Source organism: Parapedobacter koreensis, assembly GCF_900109365.1.
Taxonomy (GTDB): domain Bacteria; phylum Bacteroidota; class Bacteroidia; order Sphingobacteriales; family Sphingobacteriaceae; genus Parapedobacter; species Parapedobacter koreensis.
Window position 1 is genome coordinate 778,954 of sequence record NZ_FNZR01000001.1, and the last position, 17,229, is coordinate 796,182.

The 17,229-nt window shown below is 47.3% G+C and carries 16 protein-coding genes; 8 read left to right on the forward strand and 8 right to left on the reverse strand.

All coding sequences use genetic code 11. From position 1 onward, the window contains the following. Window positions 1–289 precede the first annotated feature (289 nt). On the forward strand, window positions 290–1,255 hold the full coding sequence (locus BMW65_RS03205; protein ID WP_090602685.1) for a glycosyltransferase family protein: 966 nt from the start codon (window positions 290–292) through the stop codon (window positions 1,253–1,255). A gap of 8 nt (window positions 1,256–1,263) precedes the next feature. On the opposite strand, the gene BMW65_RS03210 is transcribed toward BMW65_RS03205, so the two are convergent. The 7 genes from BMW65_RS03210 to BMW65_RS03240 all read right to left on the reverse strand — a co-directional run bounded on the left by BMW65_RS03210 (window position 1,264) and on the right by BMW65_RS03240 (window position 7,212). Beyond that, window positions 1,264–2,031 (reverse strand): glycosyltransferase family 2 protein, encoded by a 768-nt coding sequence (locus BMW65_RS03210; RefSeq protein ID WP_218145328.1) that lies wholly within the window; start codon window positions 2,029–2,031, stop codon window positions 1,264–1,266. Continuing rightward, window positions 2,028–2,744 carry a glycosyltransferase gene (locus tag BMW65_RS03215; protein ID WP_090602988.1) on the reverse strand — a complete coding sequence of 239 codons (717 nt, stop codon included), beginning with the start codon at window positions 2,742–2,744 and terminating at the stop codon, window positions 2,028–2,030. Before BMW65_RS03215 ends, BMW65_RS03210 begins: the two co-directional genes overlap by 4 nt. Window positions 2,745–2,760: 16 nt before the next feature. Next, a complete protein-coding gene (locus BMW65_RS03220; RefSeq protein WP_090602688.1) occupies window positions 2,761–3,531 on the reverse strand; it encodes a glycosyltransferase domain-containing protein in 771 nt (256 codons plus the stop codon). Window positions 3,532–3,545: 14 nt separating this feature from the next. After that, window positions 3,546–4,361, reverse strand: a complete 816-nt coding sequence (locus tag BMW65_RS03225; RefSeq protein WP_090602990.1) for a glycosyltransferase — start codon at window positions 4,359–4,361, stop codon at window positions 3,546–3,548. A 96-nt stretch (window positions 4,362–4,457) separates the two neighbouring features. After that, window positions 4,458–5,570 (reverse strand): glycosyltransferase family 4 protein, encoded by a 1,113-nt coding sequence (locus BMW65_RS03230; protein ID WP_090602690.1) that lies wholly within the window; start codon window positions 5,568–5,570, stop codon window positions 4,458–4,460. Continuing rightward, complete coding sequence (locus tag BMW65_RS03235; protein ID WP_245747475.1) at window positions 5,567–6,607, reverse strand: glycosyltransferase family 9 protein; 1,041 nt, start codon at window positions 6,605–6,607, stop codon at window positions 5,567–5,569. Before BMW65_RS03235 ends, BMW65_RS03230 begins: the two co-directional genes overlap by 4 nt. Beyond that, the gene (locus BMW65_RS03240) at window positions 6,604–7,212 is read right to left on the reverse strand and encodes a DUF4254 domain-containing protein (RefSeq protein ID WP_090602992.1); all 609 of its coding nucleotides are present in this window, start codon (window positions 7,210–7,212) and stop codon (window positions 6,604–6,606) included. The genes BMW65_RS03235 and BMW65_RS03240 overlap by 4 nt, the downstream gene beginning before the upstream one ends. Before the next feature lie 405 nt (window positions 7,213–7,617). Here BMW65_RS03240 and BMW65_RS03245 point away from each other — a divergent pair, with 405 nt between their 5' ends. The 6 genes from BMW65_RS03245 to BMW65_RS03270 all read left to right on the forward strand — a co-directional run bounded on the left by BMW65_RS03245 (window position 7,618) and on the right by BMW65_RS03270 (window position 14,361). Further along, window positions 7,618–8,496: an AraC family transcriptional regulator gene (locus BMW65_RS03245; protein ID WP_090602694.1), complete on the forward strand. Its 879-nt coding sequence runs from the start codon at window positions 7,618–7,620 to the stop codon at window positions 8,494–8,496. A gap of 153 nt (window positions 8,497–8,649) precedes the next feature. Beyond that, window positions 8,650–9,591 (forward strand): dihydrodipicolinate synthase family protein, encoded by a 942-nt coding sequence (locus BMW65_RS03250; RefSeq protein WP_090602695.1) that lies wholly within the window; start codon window positions 8,650–8,652, stop codon window positions 9,589–9,591. Between the two features lie 5 nt (window positions 9,592–9,596). Beyond that, window positions 9,597–11,075, forward strand: a complete 1,479-nt coding sequence (locus BMW65_RS03255) for an aldehyde dehydrogenase (NADP(+)) (protein WP_090602697.1) — start codon at window positions 9,597–9,599, stop codon at window positions 11,073–11,075. A 16-nt stretch (window positions 11,076–11,091) separates the two neighbouring features. Continuing rightward, window positions 11,092–12,099, forward strand: coding sequence for a 4-hydroxyproline epimerase (locus BMW65_RS03260; RefSeq protein WP_090602699.1), 1,008 nt, complete (start codon window positions 11,092–11,094; stop codon window positions 12,097–12,099). A 17-nt stretch (window positions 12,100–12,116) separates the two neighbouring features. Further along, window positions 12,117–13,379 carry an NAD(P)/FAD-dependent oxidoreductase gene (locus BMW65_RS03265; protein WP_090602700.1) on the forward strand — a complete coding sequence of 421 codons (1,263 nt, stop codon included), beginning with the start codon at window positions 12,117–12,119 and terminating at the stop codon, window positions 13,377–13,379. 88 nt (window positions 13,380–13,467) lie between these two features. After that, window positions 13,468–14,361 (forward strand): TlpA family protein disulfide reductase, encoded by an 894-nt coding sequence (locus BMW65_RS03270; RefSeq protein ID WP_090602702.1) that lies wholly within the window; start codon window positions 13,468–13,470, stop codon window positions 14,359–14,361. 47 nt (window positions 14,362–14,408) lie between these two features. Here BMW65_RS03270 and uvrB read toward each other — a convergent pair whose 3' ends face one another. Next, window positions 14,409–16,442 (reverse strand): excinuclease ABC subunit UvrB, encoded by a 2,034-nt coding sequence (gene uvrB, locus BMW65_RS03275; RefSeq protein ID WP_090602704.1) that lies wholly within the window; start codon window positions 16,440–16,442, stop codon window positions 14,409–14,411. Window positions 16,443–16,647: 205 nt separating this feature from the next. Here uvrB and BMW65_RS03285 point away from each other — a divergent pair, with 205 nt between their 5' ends. Next, a complete protein-coding gene (locus tag BMW65_RS03285) occupies window positions 16,648–17,202 on the forward strand; it encodes a sigma-70 family RNA polymerase sigma factor (RefSeq protein ID WP_090602707.1) in 555 nt (184 codons plus the stop codon). Window positions 17,203–17,229: the final 27 nt, after the last annotated feature.

Sequence of the window (17,229 nt, forward strand, 5' to 3'; positions counted from 1 at the left end):
TTTCACTAAGGCCATGATTTCTGCATGGACGCGTTCTGAACCCCCGACCTGCCAGGAAGGAAAGATAAAAAACAGGGTCGATCGTACTTCATGGACTGAATTGCGTATACTTCGATAGTGCCACAATGATAAGATTGTTTCGATTGCTTTCCGTAACTTCATTCCGTTTACTTCTTCATACCATTTGTCATCATAAACGGCAAAACTACTTGATTCGATACAAGCTTGCTACTAAACTACCGGATACACGTGCTATTATTTGTAACTTTACGACGAATAAACAGCTTATATGTTGAAGATAGCTTATATTTTTGAACTGGACAATCCCTATACATTTGCTGCAAAAACCATTGCGTATGGTTTCAGAAACGCGTTTACTGACAAAGGTGATGATTGCCGCTTTTTTGACCTGAAGAAATTAGGTGGAGCTTGGGGGTTTTCGGAAAGGTGGAGACTCCTGCGATACCACCCCGATCTGATCTTTATATCGCTTGAGAACATCCACCTATTGCCCAAGAAAATGAATAATGACACTAAACTGGTAATATGGGGACAGTTTTACAAGCCTTGTGATTATGAAGCACAAATACATCACATGCAACCGACAACCAAGAAACTTCTTCAACAGCTTAGTGCCAGGCATGACATCCTTATTTGGTCGCAGCATGACGATGCGATCAACGAAGAGTTTTTTGCGGGATACACCCACGACATGGGATTAAAGTTCGTACAATTGCTGCACGCTGCTGACAAAACAGCCTACCTGCCACCTTCCGAAGAGCCACCAGTTTATGATTTTATGTGGGTAGGCAATATCAGCCACCGGAAAGACCAATACGAAGCCTTCATCACTCCGCTCAAAACACTTTCTGCCAATTACCTCGATTACTCTGAGTTTAACAAGGGCAAACCCCACGAAATTGAACAAAATAAGTTATATAGCAAAAGTGCGGTGATTCCGAGTATCCATACATCCGCGCAAGTAAAACACGGTATTTTGGTCAATGAACGCGTCTTCACCGCTTCCATGCAAGGTGGTTTCCAAATCTGCGACAACCCCTTAGCCCGGAAATATTTCTCCGCGGAAGAACTTGTCATTGCAGAAACACCGCAGGATTTCCTCGAAGCATTCAAGCACTTCAGCGCGAATCCAGCGAGCCGCCTTCCTTATATCCGGAAAATGCAAGCTAACGTGTTGCAAAACCACACCTACCACCATCGCATCAATACCTTATTGGATGCACTCAGGAATTAACAAAAAACCTACCGCAACAAACCCAAAAAAGCAAGCACCTTGTTATATGGCCTCGACCACGAGCGGTTAATGCGCAACGGCCCACCCAGCACACGCCTGAAAAACTCACGATGCCGTGCATTGAGCAGATCGTTTACCTGTTTTTTCAGCTTCCGATCCTGTATCCGTTTGGAATTGGGCCGGATCCGGTAATGATAACCAACCATGGGCAATTTCACAACTTCGCCGCCGTTTTTGAGCATAGCAATCCAGAAATCCCAATCTTCCCGGCCTTTCATTTCCGCACAATAGCCCCCTGCCTCCCGCCAGTCCGATTTCCGGTATAACGCACTGACATGTAAGATATTTTTCCGGGCAAGCAGGTTAATGTTAAACTCCGGCAGCCGACGCAGGCCTGCCTTATCACCAAAAAACTCCCCTTCGGCCGTCACGACTTTCACTTCCGGCCGGCTTTCCAATATACTTACGGCTTCTTCGATAAACCTGGGACATATCCGGTCATCGCCATCCAATGGCAATATATAGGTGCCCCCGGCATAACTGATACCAAAATTACGGGCCACGGAGACCCCTTGATTCGCCTGCTTCAAAAACGATACCTGCTCAAAACGTTCCGCATACCGTTTGGCTATCGCGCCTGAATCATCCGTCGATCCGTCATCAACCAGGATGATTTCCAGCGTCGGATAGGCCAACTCCAACGTCCAGTCAATGGTTTGGGCCAAAAACTCCTGCATGTTATAAAATGGGATAACAACAGATACAAGCGGGGTCATATTTTGTCCCTCCTTTTCAGAAACTTGAGCAAATAATATTTCAGCGGATTGGTATACTTCAATTGCTTCCATGGCCTGCTTCCATGCGGGCTATGCAAGACCGGTACATCATACAACAAATAATTCCTGAACCCCATATCAGTAGCTTGGTAAGAAATAAATGTATCAAACCAATCTTTTGATTCATTTAGGTAAGCAAAGTCATACTTTCTCAAAAATTCAACAGCAATCAATGTGCAGCAAAAGCTGAGGCTTTTCTTCGTTTCGATGACACGTGCTTCATTAGGCTGTTCCTTAAACCGGAGATAAGGAAAGTTTACCTGCCCCTGTTCGTCTACCGTGACTGCTCCTGCAAGCCCGGTATTGGGATGCTGGTAATAAAAGTCGAGGAGTTGCCCCAATGTATCCGGTTTTACGATGACATCGGACTCTACAATGATCAAGGGCAAATCGTTGTGCAAGGCCCTCCGCTGCGCATCTTGCAGCACAAGCCGGTAGTTCGGTGAAGGATGGGTGGTCATATCCTCAAGGTGGACGAGCTCATACCCGTATTGATCCTTACTTTGCTCAAGCACTGCCTTCGTCTCTGCCGAACTAAAATCGTTATAAACCAAGTGTAAAATGTCGGCATCACTCTCATGGATGGCCCGGATGGTCGCCAACGTGCGTCCAATAGCGTCTTTCACGGGCGTAATTACGATCGCTTTTGCCATAGGGCGTTCCTTTATATTATCCATGCTTTTTTACTAAACCCACCATGTTCTTCAATCGGAATTTCCTTAATTTGGCCGACCAGTCTTTCCGATGGGCGCCAAGCATGTAAAAAAAGCCATTCTTCCTGCGTGAATCGCCGGGGATGGTTTTGTAAATAAGGCTTTGCTTCCACATGGCGTAGTCAAAACTTAGCTGATCCCGCTTGCTGTAGTGCTTTACCATATACCACCATTCCTCCATTGCGCTGATTAGGCGTGCGTCGTGATGCCTCCGAAGCAATACTCCAGAGTACACAAGCCCATTATGTTCCGGATAATGCTGGGCTCGTAGGAATGCCATTTGTTTTTCCATCACCTGGGGATCGTCTTTATAAATACCGCGTGCTTCGGCCATCTCTTTGATGGCGGCATGCTCCATATACACACAATCTCGCGCATCGCGTGTATTCTGGTTGTGGTCAAAACAAGCTATCGGGGCATCAGCCAATACCTGCTCTACCAACGTGTCCATATTGCCGATGACTAAAAAGTTGCCATCGATGAATATACTGATATCATACTCGGACAGGAACAGATGCGGATTGATCTTGATGTATCGGCTGCTCCTCACATTGTCGCCAACGATGGGCGGATCAATCAATACCACACGCCAAGGCGCAGCTTGCAAGCGGTCATTATCGGTAAAACAAATAAAATCCCAATCTACCACCGGCTTCTGGGGTAACAATCCCTCATAGTTTCCAAATATCGCTGTGTAAATGACTTTCTTTCTTCCTTGTATTGGCATCAATGCACCTAATATTAATGTGATAGCTTTTTTATCCCGTTGAGGCAACGGTATTGTTTTGACGCTTGTTTCCTTTGGAGTATCGCAAGGTTTTCTTTTTGGCATGTCCAACTTTCTGGATGATCCAAATGATATTGAACAACAAAATGTTTAGCTGAAACAATGCGGTACCCTAATCCTTCGAACCGCCAGACCAAATCATCGTCTTCGCCAACCGCTGGCCGCACATAATCCTCGTCAAACCCATTGATGGCCAATAGCGCCGCTTTAAAGCAGGAAAAATTGCATCCCTTTATCGAGCGGATGCCGTGATAGCGTATGACGGCCTCAGTGAGCTTATTTAATGGGATGTATAACCCCTCTTCTACAAATTTAGCACCGTCCTTTTTTAGTTTTGACAGTTGCCACATCAATCCGCGCTGAAAGCTCGGCAGTGGCGTTCTTCTGAGTTTTTCACTGTATTGAGGCCCCAGCTTGATGCGTTTTCCAGCCAAAATGTGATTGGGACTGGCCAGTTTAAGGTGGTTTTGAATGAATCGTTTATGCAGTACGCAATCCCCGTCAATGAAAATAAGGTATTCATGGGACGCTGCCAGGATGGCCCGGTTCAATGCCCGGTTTTTTTTCCAGCCCTCATCCTGCTGTGTTAAGTGTATAAGATTGAGTTTACGGCTTTCGTAGTTGGCGAGGAAATCCCGCATCTCGACGCTATCGCCATCTTCCGAAATAATAACCTCATCTGGAAGCACAGTCTGGAAATGCAGGGCATCGAGGATGGTTTTAAGGAACAAGGTATTCTTATACACCGAAATGATTAAGCTGACATTCATGAAATATTTCCTATGTTGATTGACTACCTGCTTTTTGCAACGCAAACATAGGTAAAAGGAATGGCATATACAATCGGGGGGCTATGCCCTCCCTGGCTACAATCCGTGGTATAAAGAGGTCATTTGAAATGCAAGGTGGGCATCGTCAAATTGTTGGGCATGCAAAAGTCCCTCTGTAACCATGACATCCCGCAACATCGTATCATGGAGCACCGCTGATATCGCTTGGGTGATTTCATCGGTAGCAGTAGGTGATACGTATAACGAACGCAATCCCCCTGCTTCGGGAAAACAACCTCCTTGCGTAGTAATCACTGGCACCCCCGAATACAACGCTTCTATAATCGGGATACCGAATCCCTCGAAGATAGAAGGGTAGATAAATAGCAATGCCGACTGGTAAAGTTTCGCTAGTTCGTCCAACGACGCTCCATGTACAAATGAAACTTTACTTGACAGTCCATGCTTCTCCATGTAATCCTTAATTTCATTGAGGTAAGGCGTTTTTTTGCCTGCGATAACCAATGGAACGTCCATATGTTCCATGGCTTTGATGATGGACAATGCATTTTTCCTGGCTTCTATGGTACCGACATTCAGCACGAAATCGCTGGGCAACTCATACTTTTTCAGCACGGCCTGTTTTTCTGCTTCGGTATATCGCTGCTTGAATACAGGGTGGCATCCTTGGTAGACTACACTTATTTTCGCTTCCTTAACGTCCAGAAATTCCACAATATCACGCTTGGTTTGCTCGCTGATGGCAATAATATGATCCGCATGATGGGCCGCATATTTGAATTTGCGGAAATAAATGGTGCGGTCAATAAAAGGATACAGCTGGGGATAGCGCATGAAAATCAGATCATGGATAGTCACCACGCTTTTCATCGGATACACAGGTAGGCCGATCGGCAGTTCGCCCGATAAGCCATGATAGATCTGGATGTGATCCCGCTTAAGATCGCGCAGTACCGTTCGCTGCCGCCATAAATTATAAAATACACGGTCCAAGCGCTTTTGGGGCAAGCATTCCAGCACGTTTGTACGGTCAATGTGGAACTGTTGGTTTTTTGCCGGTTTTGGATTGTAAAGGTAATAGGTATTTTCGGGATGGTGTTCGCTCAAGATGCGTATCAAATCACGCCCATAATTACCCAATCCTGTCCGATTGTGGAATACCCGCTTCGCTTCGTAACCGATGTTCATAGACCTATATGCTGCAATTTATCAATGACCATTTCGGGTGGAATGAGTTCCATACTATCCTTTCCATCGCAAATACAGGGTTTATTGCCATATACCGAGCTGGGTCGTGCCGGATGATCGACTTGGATGCAATCTTCCAGGTGTTGCCCATATCCTAAAAATCCAGCATAGGGATGGGTGCCTCCCCAGATGGACAGTACCCGTACGCCCATCAGTGACGCCAGGTGCATGCCAGCCGAGTCCATGCTAAGCATGATGTCAAGGTTGGCGATAATAGCCAGTTCCTGCTGCAATGAAAATTGCCCGATAAGGCTATGCACATGCTTGTGCCGGTGTTGCCACCCCTCAGCCACACGCTGTTCGGCGGGGCCGCCCCCGAAAATAAGCACGGTATGGCCCTGCTGGCTGAGATAGGCTATCACAGCTTCCATCCGATCGGGCGGATATACCTTAGGAAGGTGCTGCGCAAATGGGGCGATTCCAATTTTTTTAACCGCTTCACCACCGGCAAAGAACCGCTTTGCCGTTTCGGGAAGGGGTAGCCTACGGCGGCTCAAGCTATGGCTCAATACGATGGGAAAACCCAATTTTCCAAACACATCGGCGTAGCGGTCTACGGTGGGCTTAAGTGGTTTCATAACCTTGTGGTGTGGTCTCGTAAGTGCCTTTTTCTCTTTTCTGCCTTTGTCCAACTGGCTAACGTGGATGCCCTTTGCACGAAACAACAGTGAAAGAAACCGGCTGCGCAGGTTATCATGCAAATCAGCCACGGCGGCTGGTTTGTATTGCAATAATTCCGTAAAAAGCCGATATAAGCCCCGGATATTTCGATGCGCCCCCTTGGGATAAAATGGATGGAAAATAAGACCAGAAATATCAGCAAAAAAAGGTTCAAATGTTGCCCGACTAACTACTATAACGGTAAAATGGGGATGCTGCTCGGCAAATGCCCGCAATACAGAAGCCACCATAGCCACATCGCCCATTGCCGAAAAGCGGAGAACCAACAACGTGGAATTTTTGCGTCGTTGCTTCACTTCCTTGCTGCGTATAATACCGGGTTTAGCGTAGCATCGTTATACATCTTCATTTGTTTGTACACTTTCATGTATTTTTTACCGGTACGAATATCCTCCAGCAACTCATCGATACTCAAGCAAAGATCTTCGTGCTGGCGGAGTAATATCATTAATTTCTCCAGGCAAGAAGCTACATGCTGCCGAGAAGCATCAATTTTTTGGGTTTCTTGGCGCATGTGATATATTTTCAGGCATAAAATAGAAAGCCTGTCCAGTGCCCATGCCGGACTTTCTGTATTGATCCTAGCGTCTTTGCGGGGTTTCACATGCGAAAAATAACGCAGGAAATAACTATCAATCTGTTCCACTACGTCTGTACGCAATTGATTCGATTCATCAATCCGACGCTTCCATTCCAATCCGACTACCGGATCAATATTTGGATCGCGTACCTCATCTTCCATATGCCACTGCATCGTGTCAATCCAACATTTTTTATATAAGAGGTAATCCAACGTATGATCGGGATAAGGATTATTGAAGGGGCAATCGATGGAATCGAAAATGTGGTAGTTCAATATGGTTTGGTCAAAGATATGATTTGCTTTTTTACTAAGTATCATGATGTTGCTCGTCATTAAATAAATGTAACAGCTGAAATATTCATTGTGCCATGCAGATCGCATAGCATCCAAACATTCACTCCGAATAGTTATACGAAATATTGATCCGAAATGCTACAATGACATCCATTTAAACAACCGATCAAAGAAATTCCATTAATGGATAAACATTAAGAAGCAATTTTGTTTAACATTTTTTCATAAAAAGCATAAAAACTATGCCAGTTTAGAAAAACATCTTGTACCGAACTGGCCTCATAAACCGGCATTTATGCAGCGACTGATCTTCATTTATCTCGATTTTTAGCCATTAACAACCATATTTTAACCACTTTTCATAAAAGGTTGTATAACTGCGGTTAATATCTGTATATTTATATGACATTTTTTACTAACCCAACTGTTATGAAAGCACTCCAGTTTACCGTTCCGGTTACACCGGATAAGACCGTAATCATACAGGAGGATATTATCCCTCAATTTTATCCACACTTACATCGTCATAAAGAGGCCCAACTGATTTGGATTATCAGGGGCGAGGGGACATTGATCGCAGAAAACACCATGCACACCTTTAAGGCCAATGATATTTTTATGATTGCCGCCAATCAATCGCATGTATTTAAAGGTGCCCGTCATTTGGACAACGATATGGAAAGGGGGTTTGTGCACAGTATCTCGGTTTTTTACGATCCTAATGGTCATCTTGCCAATTTCCTCCAGCTGCCCGAATTGAGCCAATTGAACGCGTTTCTGAGGGAATACAAATATGGGTTCAAGCTGCCCGAACAGCATTTTCATGCAGTCTCCAAACACATTCTTAAACTGAAAGCGTCCAATAGCATGGACCAAATGTTGAATTTTCTCCACCTTTTGAGGACATTTTGTAAGATGAGCCCCAAACCTGAACACCTTTCTACATTTAGCAAGGAGCACATTACAGATGGCGAAGGACTACGGATGGGCAACATTTACAATTACATTTTACACCATTATCAGAATGCATTAACCTTGGAAGAAGTGGCTGCTGAGGCACACCTCACTCCCCAAGCTTTTTGCAGGTATTTCAAGAAACATACAGGAATCACATTCGTTACTTTCCTCAATGAGATGCGGATAAACCAGGCCTGCAAAAAGCTCACCGCAGGGCAATACGATTCAATAGCTACCGTGGCCTACAATTGCGGATTCAATAGTATTACCAATTTCAACCGGGTATTCAAAAGCGTTGCCGGCGCATCACCCAAGGAATATCTATCTCGATACCTCAATAGTGTACAATAGCGGATGCTTGTTAATATCTGCACAGCATTGATTAATTAGCGGGTGGTTTGACCTCCCCGTTAATGCTATATTTGTGCCCAAATATTAATTAGCACACCAGATCAATGCGTGAAAGGTGGAACAATTTTCACTCATACTATAACAATAGAAGACATGAATAAAACCAAACTTTGGCACGGGGTTTATCCTGCATTATTGACGCCGTTTTCCGTAGATGGAGCAATTGATTATGAAATGTTCAAAAAAAATTTCTTGGCGCAAATCGATGCAGGGATCGCTGGGATCATCATTGCAGGAACCTTGGGCGAAGCCAGCACACTGAGTAGACAGGAGAAATTTGACTTACTGGTTTTTGCTAAACAGCATGTGCCGGATCATATTCCGGTAATTTTGAACATTGCCGAGCAGGCCACTGCTGAAGCCGCGGATATTGCAAAAGAAGCCGAACGCCTTGGTGCCGATGCATTGATGCTGCTCCCTCCCATGCGCTATAAGGCTTCTGATAGGGAAGTTGTGCAATATTTCAAAACCATAGCGGCTGCCACGAGCCTTCCTATCATGATTTATAACAACCCGGTAGACTATGCCATTCATGTGACGGTAGACATGTTTGCCGAATTGGCTGAATGTCCCAACATCCAAGCCGTCAAAGAATCTACGCGTGATTTGACCAATATTACCCGGATGATCAACCGGTTTGGTGACCGGTTCGCTGTATTGGGGGGTGTAGATACCATCGCGCTCGAAAGCCAGTTGGTGGGGGCACAGGGTTCTGTAGCTGGCCTGGTCGATGCTTTTCCGCGCGAAACAGTGGCTATCTATCGCCTGGCCAGTGCAGGCCGATTAGATGAAGCGCTGGACATCTACCGTTGGTTCATGCCCTTGTTGGAATTGGATATCCATCCCCGCCTCGTTCAATACATAAAACTTGCAGCGACTGCTGAAGGCCTGAGCAACGAATATGTAAGAGCACCCCGGCTGACATTAGAAGGTGAAGAACGGGCGCGCATCCAAAAAATTATCGATGATGCAATTGCTATACGACCTATATTGCCAGATTACTTAAATTTACCGCTTCATACAGCAGTGGAATAAGCATCATGAGCAAAAACAGTTCAATAACGGAAATCGACCAATCAGTCCAGCAAGCACACGAAGCTTTCCGGGTGTTTAGACGGATAAACAGCAAGCAACGGGCGGCGTTTATGCACGCGGTAGCGAATGAGATCGAGGCCCTGGGGCCTGAGCTTATCGCCACTGCTCAACTGGAAACAAACCTTCCTGCGGCAAGATTAGTTGGTGAAAAAGCGCGGACAGTCTTCCAGTGGCGTAGCTATGCCGATGCGCTGGACAGCGTATTGGATATCCGCATTGACACCGCTGACGCCTCACGTACTCCTCCGAAACCTGATCTCCGGAAGACCGCTGTAGGACTGGGCGTGGTGGCTATATTCGGTGCAAGTAATTTTCCTTTTGCCTTTTCCACCGCTGGTGGAGATACCGCTTCCGCTATGGCTGCGGGTTGTCCGGTAATTGTAAAAACACATCCCGGACATCCAAAAACTTCCGCATTGATGGGAGGGGCTATTAAAGTCGCCATACAACGGGCGGGATTACATCCGGGTTTATTCGCAGAAGTTCATAGCGATACGTTTGAGGGCGGTCAATACCTGGTGTCCCACCCATTGATTAAGGCGGTAGGGTTTACCGGATCATTTACCGGAGGCAAAGCATTGCACGACCTTGCGGCAAAACGGCCCGAGCCCATTCCGGTATTCGCCGAAATGGGAAGTGTAAATCCGGTATTTTTGCTCCCGCGCAGGCTGGAAAATGCCGCTGTTGACATTGCAAAGCAGTATTTGGCGTCGCTGACGTTGGGCGTGGGCCAATTTTGTACCAACCCGGGTATCCTTGTGGCTCCTGAGCATGCTGGTTTACGCCAATTTCTTGATACACTAAAGATCGGTGTTGCGGACACCGAGGCTACTCCAATGCTCCATCAAGGTATTGCATCAGCCTATGGTAAAAATAAGGCTGCTTTGCTGGCAAACACGGGTGTAACGGTTTTGGCTGAAGCTCCCGAAACTTCCCCAGAAACCCATGGAAATGCAACCATAGCCACGGTAAAGGCCAGCCAGTTTCTGGCCAACGACCAATTGGGGCATGAAGTTTTTGGCCCTTTCGGCCTGGTGGTTACCTACGAAAACGCCCAAGAAGCCGAGGCTATTGCCCAGACTTTCAAGGGAGAACTCACCGCAACGGTATTGGCTGAACCGGAAGATATCGACGCTCACCAACATCTCATCGAGCTGCTTACCAACAAATGTGGGCGCATACTGCTCAACGGTTTTCCAACGGGTGTAGAAGTATGCTACGCCATGCAACATGGAGGGCCTTATCCAGCCAGCACGGACAGCAGGTTTACTTCTGTGGGGCCTGATGCCATTAAGCGGTTTCTAAGGCCATTGAGCTATCAAAACTGGCCGGATGAATACCTGCCGGATGAACTGAAAAACGCCAATCCATTGGGAATCTGGCGGACGGTAAACGGAGCGCTGACAAAGGAGGCAATTCAATAGGCTGACAACTCAGAACATGAAAAAAACATTTTTTTGTATTGATGCGCATACTTGTGGCAACCCGGTAAGGCTGGTGGCTGGCGGCGGCCCGCTATTGCAGGGCAACAGCATGATGGAACGCAGGCTCCATTTTTTAAAGGAGTATGATTGGATACGGAAAGGGCTGATGTTTGAGCCCCGTGGACATGACATGATGAGCGGTAGCATCCTCTACCCACCGGTAGACCCGGCCAATGACATCGGTGTATTGTATATCGAAACCAGCGGCTGTCTTCCCATGTGCGGACATGGCACCATCGGTACCGTTACCATCGCCATTGAGGAAGGCCTGATTATTCCGAAAACAACGGGCAGATTACGACTGGAAACCCCGGCTGGATTGGTGTTCATTGACTATACACAGGAAGGTAAAAAGGTAACGTCAGTAAAACTGACCAATGTCAAATCCTTTTTGGCGGCAGAAGGGATCTCCGTTGAATGCCCAGAACTCGGCATCCTTACGGCAGACGTAGCTTATGGCGGAAACTTTTATGCCATCATTGATCCGCAGCCAAACTTTAAAGGATTGGAGCACTATGCGGCGGACCAGCTCATCGCTTGGAGCCGAACATTGCGCCAACGCATAAACGATCAGTATACATTTGTCCACCCCGAGGATTCCAATATCAGGGGCTTGAGCCACATCCAGTGGACGGGCACGCCGCTTGATCCAGCATCCACAGCGCGCAATGCGGTATTTTATGGCGACAAAGCCATAGACCGATCTCCGTGTGGCACGGGCACATCGGCACGTATGGCACAATGGCACGCCAAAGGCAAGCTTAAAAAAGGTGATCGCTTTGTACACGAAAGTATCATCGGTTCTAAGTTTATTGGTACCATTGAGAATGAACTGGCCGACGCTTTTGGCGATGGCAGGCCAGCTATCGTGCCGGGCATCGAAGGATGGGCGATGGTGACTGGATATAACACCATCATCATTGATGATGACGATCCTTATGCACATGGATTTCAGGTGATTTAATCGTAAATCAGAATAAAATGGCTTCTCCCGCTAAAGGAACCGCGCTCATCATTGGTGGTGGCATTATTGGCCTCACCTCGGCATACTACTTGGCCAAGGAAGGATGGAAGGTGACCATCTTAGACAAGGGTGATTTTGCTGACAATTGTTCGTACGGCAACGCCGGTATGATCGTCCCCAGCCATTTCACGCCGATGGCCGCTCCGGGCATCGTGGCGCAAGGCATCAAATGGATGTTCAACAGCCGAAGCCCGTTTTATGTGAAGCCTACCCTCAGCCCATCCTTGATTTCGTGGGGGCTCAAATTTCTTAAGCATGCCAACGAACACCATGTAAAGCGTTCGGCCCCCCACCTACTCTCCCTAAATAACCTCAGCAAAAGCCTCTATGACTCCCTTGCCGATGAATTACGTGAAGACTTTGGGCTGGCACATCGCGGCATACTCATGCTCTATAAAACGGAGAAAACGGCCGAAGAGGAAATCCATTTGGCTGAACAGGCCAAAGCACTGGGGCTTGATGTAGCGGTTCTGACACGCCAAGCAGCACAGGCAATCGAGCCGGACGTCAAATTGGATGTATTGGGGGCGGTGCACTACCGCAGCGATGCCCACCTCTATCCCCCCGCGCTGATGCACGTGCTGATGGAACGCGTCAAGCAACTGGGTGCGACAATGGTACCGCACGCCGAGGTCGTAGCAATGACACGCAACAACGGAAAGATCACCGAAGTAACCACTACAGATGACCATTTTACTGCCGATACCGTGGTCCTTGCCGGAGGGGCTTGGCTACAGGGATTAGCGAAGAAAGCGGGGCTCGCTATTCCGTTGATGCCGGGCAAGGGATACTCGTTTATGACGGATGCTTTTGGGGGGAAGGTAAGGCATCCTGCGCTGTTGCTGGAGGCCCGGGTAGCGCTCACGCCAATGGGCGGCAACGTGCGTATCGGCGGAACAATGGAATTAGCTGCTATTAACCACCGGATCAACATACGCCGGGTGGAAGGTATTGTCAATGCCCTTCCTGAATACTATCCTGAATATCGATTGGCCATGCCCGACGAACAGGCGATTTGGCATGGGTTCAGGCCTTGCTCACCTGACGGACTACCTTACCTCGGGCGCTCAAGATCCATCTCCAATTTAATTATCGCTGGAGGTATGGGCATGATGGGATTAAGCTTGGGGGCCGCAGCGGGGAAAATTGTATCCGAACTTGCCCAGCATGGCAAAACATCCGCCAACATCGCCAGCTTTGATCCCGAACGGTTCCATTAAGGTGTAGCTACAATAATATTACAAGCAGTCATTTGCACCTATTATTGGATATTTCTTATTTTTGTCTACATCATCAGTAGTCTTTGATATGCAACGGATCATTTTCTCCATATTAGTGGTAATTGCCGCGACGACGGCTGTAGTAGCCCAGCCTGCAAGTACACCAATTTTAAACACGGAATATACACGTACCAATGGGCAAAAAGTATTGTTGGGCCATTGCTCGCCATTGATGATGCAAAGCGGCATCTACCAAGAATGGTACGACAAGAGCTACGATGGCTACACCATCGATGCGGGATTAGCCAGCCAGTTTGCACCGCTTCTGGACGGTAAGGTCATTGAAATATTTGCTGGCAGCTGGTGTGGAGATACCCGCCGGGAAATACCGCGGCTGATGAAAATCCTGGAAGCCAACAACTTTGATACTGCTCAACTGAAACTCATTTTCGTTGACAATAGCAAGGAACTCTATAAGCAAAGTCCGCAACATGAAGAAGCGGGTAAGACCATTCATCGTATTCCTACCATTATCGTCTACGAGGATGGAAAGGAACTTAACCGGATCGTTGAAACTCCGGTCAACTCGTTGGAGAAAGACCTGTTTGACATCCTTTCTGGAAAGCCTTATATATCCAACTATTATGCGATCACGTATTGGCAACGGCTGGATGGCACCGAGCAAAAATTGTCCCCACAGCGACTGAGCGAACTCGCCGAAGCAATCAAAGGTATTTCCAGGAATGCAGCTGAATTTAACGGATACAGCTATGCATTAGCAGCACAAGGACAATCCGCGGAAGCTGCTAACGTTCTCGAATTAAACACCCTGTTATATCCGGACGATCCGGCAAGTTACCTGAGTTTAGGTAAGCTTTATAACCAGGCTGGCGATACCAAATCAGCACAGAAAAACCTGGAAAAGGTATTGGCGATCCAGCCGGATAATAGTGAGGCCGCTGAGTTGCTGGAAAAGCTGTAAGCATCGGGGCCGTTATGAGTTTATAGCCTTATTGCTATTTACAATAATTACTCGTCAAATTGTTCAGCGTAGGTTTTTTCCAAAGCAAACATCTCATCCCGTAGCTTAGCTGCTTGCAGGAAGTCCATTTCTTTGGCAGCCTTCTCCATGTCTTTGCGTACCTTATCAATCGCCTGCTTCATTTGCGGCTTGCTCATATACTGTATCAAAGGGTCTGCTGCCACACTGCTGGTAGGCTCGGGTTCCACATAAATTTTTGCCTCACCCCCCTTTAAATCGGCGACCGATGTTTGTTCCAAAATGGCTTCGCGGGACTTGCCCACGGTGCGCGGGGTGATGCCGTGTTCCTCGTTATAACGAATTTGCTTCTCCCGACGGCGATTCGTCTCATCGATGGTCACCCGCATGCTTTCTGTCATCGTATCCGCATACATGATCACCCGCCCTTTATCGTTACGCGCGGCGCGGCCTATCGTTTGGATAAGCGATCGCTCTGACCGTAGGAATCCCTCTTTATCAGCATCCAGAATGGCTACCAATGTAACTTCTGGCAGATCCAGCCCTTCGCGGAGCAGGTTGATGCCTATCAAGACGTCAAATTCGCCCAGACGCAACCCACGCAGGATTTCAACCCGATCCAATGTTTTAACCTCCGAATGGATATACCGCACCCGGATGCCGAGCTTAGCCATGTATTTGGTAAGTTCCTCAGCCATACGTTTGGTGAGTGTGGTGACCAGTACTCGCCCCCCTTCCTTTGTTGCCCGATCTACCTCATCCAATAAGTCATCCACTTGGTTAATGATCGGCCGGATTTCGATGATCGGATCGAGCAAGCCCGTAGGCCTGATAACCTGCTCCACGACCACGCCACCCGTTTGCTGCAATTCATAATCACCGGGCGTGGCACTCACGTAAATCGTCTGGGTGACCAGCGACTCGAACTCCGGAAAATTCAACGGCCGGTTGTCCAAAGCCGCTGGCAGGCGAAAACCATATTCTACCAAGGAGAGCTTGCGTGACCGGTCCCCTCCATACATCGCCCGGATCTGGGGGATCGTCACATGGCTCTCATCGATGACCATGAGGTAATCATCGGGAAAATAATCCAGCAAGCAGAAAGGGCGCATGCCCGGCTGCCTCCCGTCGAAAAACCGGGAATAATTCTCGATGCCATTGCAATACCCCAATTCGCGCATCATTTCCAGATCGTAGTTCACACGTTCTTCCAGGCGTTTGGCCTCCAAAGGCTTGCCGTCCAGCAGTAACTGTTCCTTACGCAATTCCAGTTCTTCCCCTATTGCCCACAGCGAGCCGACAAACTTTTCGCGTGGCGTCACAAACAGGTTTGCCGGATACAAGGCCATCGTTTCCATTTTTTCCAAGGTCTTACCGGAAATGGGGTCGATGACGCTCAACTCATCAATTTCGTCGCCAAAAAAAGAAATGCGGTAGGCCTCATCCATATACGCCGGAAACACATCCACCGTATCTCCTTTGACACGAAACGTACCCCGCTTAAAATCTGTCGTTGTACGTGCATACAAAATCTCCACCAGTCGATGCAGAAAGGCATTACGGCTGACGACTGTACCCACGCCAAAGCGGAATACCGAGCGGGAAAAATCCTCGGGATTGCCCATACCATAAATGCATGACACCGACGAAACGACGATGACATCGCGTCTGCCGGACATGAGTGCCGAAGTCGTGCGCAGACGTAGTTTCTCGATTTCATCATTGATGGCCAAATCTTTTTCGATATAGGTATTCGATGAGGCGATATACGCTTCGGGCTGGTAATAGTCGTAATAAGACACAAAATAGTTGACCGCATTCTCCGGAAAAAACTGCTTAAACTCCCCATAAAGCTGGGCTGCCAGGGTTTTATTGTGGCTCAAAATCAAGGTAGGGCGCTGCGTTTGCTCGATGACATTGGCAACGGTAAATGTCTTGCCGGAGCCTGTGACGCCCAACAACGTCTGGTACATTTCGCCGGTATTGACACCTTCGACCAGTTGCCGGATAGCCTCCGGCTGGTCGCCCGTGGGCGTATATTCGGAAGTAAGCTTGAATTTCATGGAATGTTCAATCTGATTTGTGTGGGAAAAACCACATGGGATTTGCAGCCAAATACAAAGGTAGCAAAAAAACATGGACAAGAAGATACCGTAATACGGAATAAAAAAGCCCTCTTGTTTATAATCAGTATAAATAACTATCTTTGCGTGGCATTTGGCACGACTCAACTACATACTGCCGGAGGCTTGTAAAACAGGAACTTGGATGGCCCAACAGCAAAACGACTGGCATAACCAACTTGACGAGCAATCATTCACCACGCTATTCAATACCTATTGGGAGCAAATGTTCGCGGTTTGCTACCAAAACAGCGGGGACATGGAGGCCTCCAAAGAGATGGTACAGGATATTTTCCGTTCGCTTTGGGAGAAGCGTGATGGATTTCAAATCACACATTCCATCAAGCATTACCTACTGCGTGCCGCTAAACTGAAAGCTTGCGAATATATCCGCAATAGGGTTTACGATGAGCGTCAATTGTCATATAAAGCGGAAACTCTTCATCATGGTGAACATAGCACCGAACAGATCATACTGTACAATGAGTTGAACAGCCAGGTCAATACCATGGTAAGCACACTTTCTACACAATGTCAGAAAGTCTATAAAATGAGTGAGGAACAGGGAATGTCTCCTCGCGAAATTGCTTCAGCGCTGCTCATCTCGGAGAAAACGGTGTCTTATCACCTCTCGAAAGCCAAAGACACCCTAAAAGTTAAGCTGGGGAAACTCTATCGGGAATCCTTAATCAGGCAATGAAAAAATTAGCAATTGATTTTCAGCCTC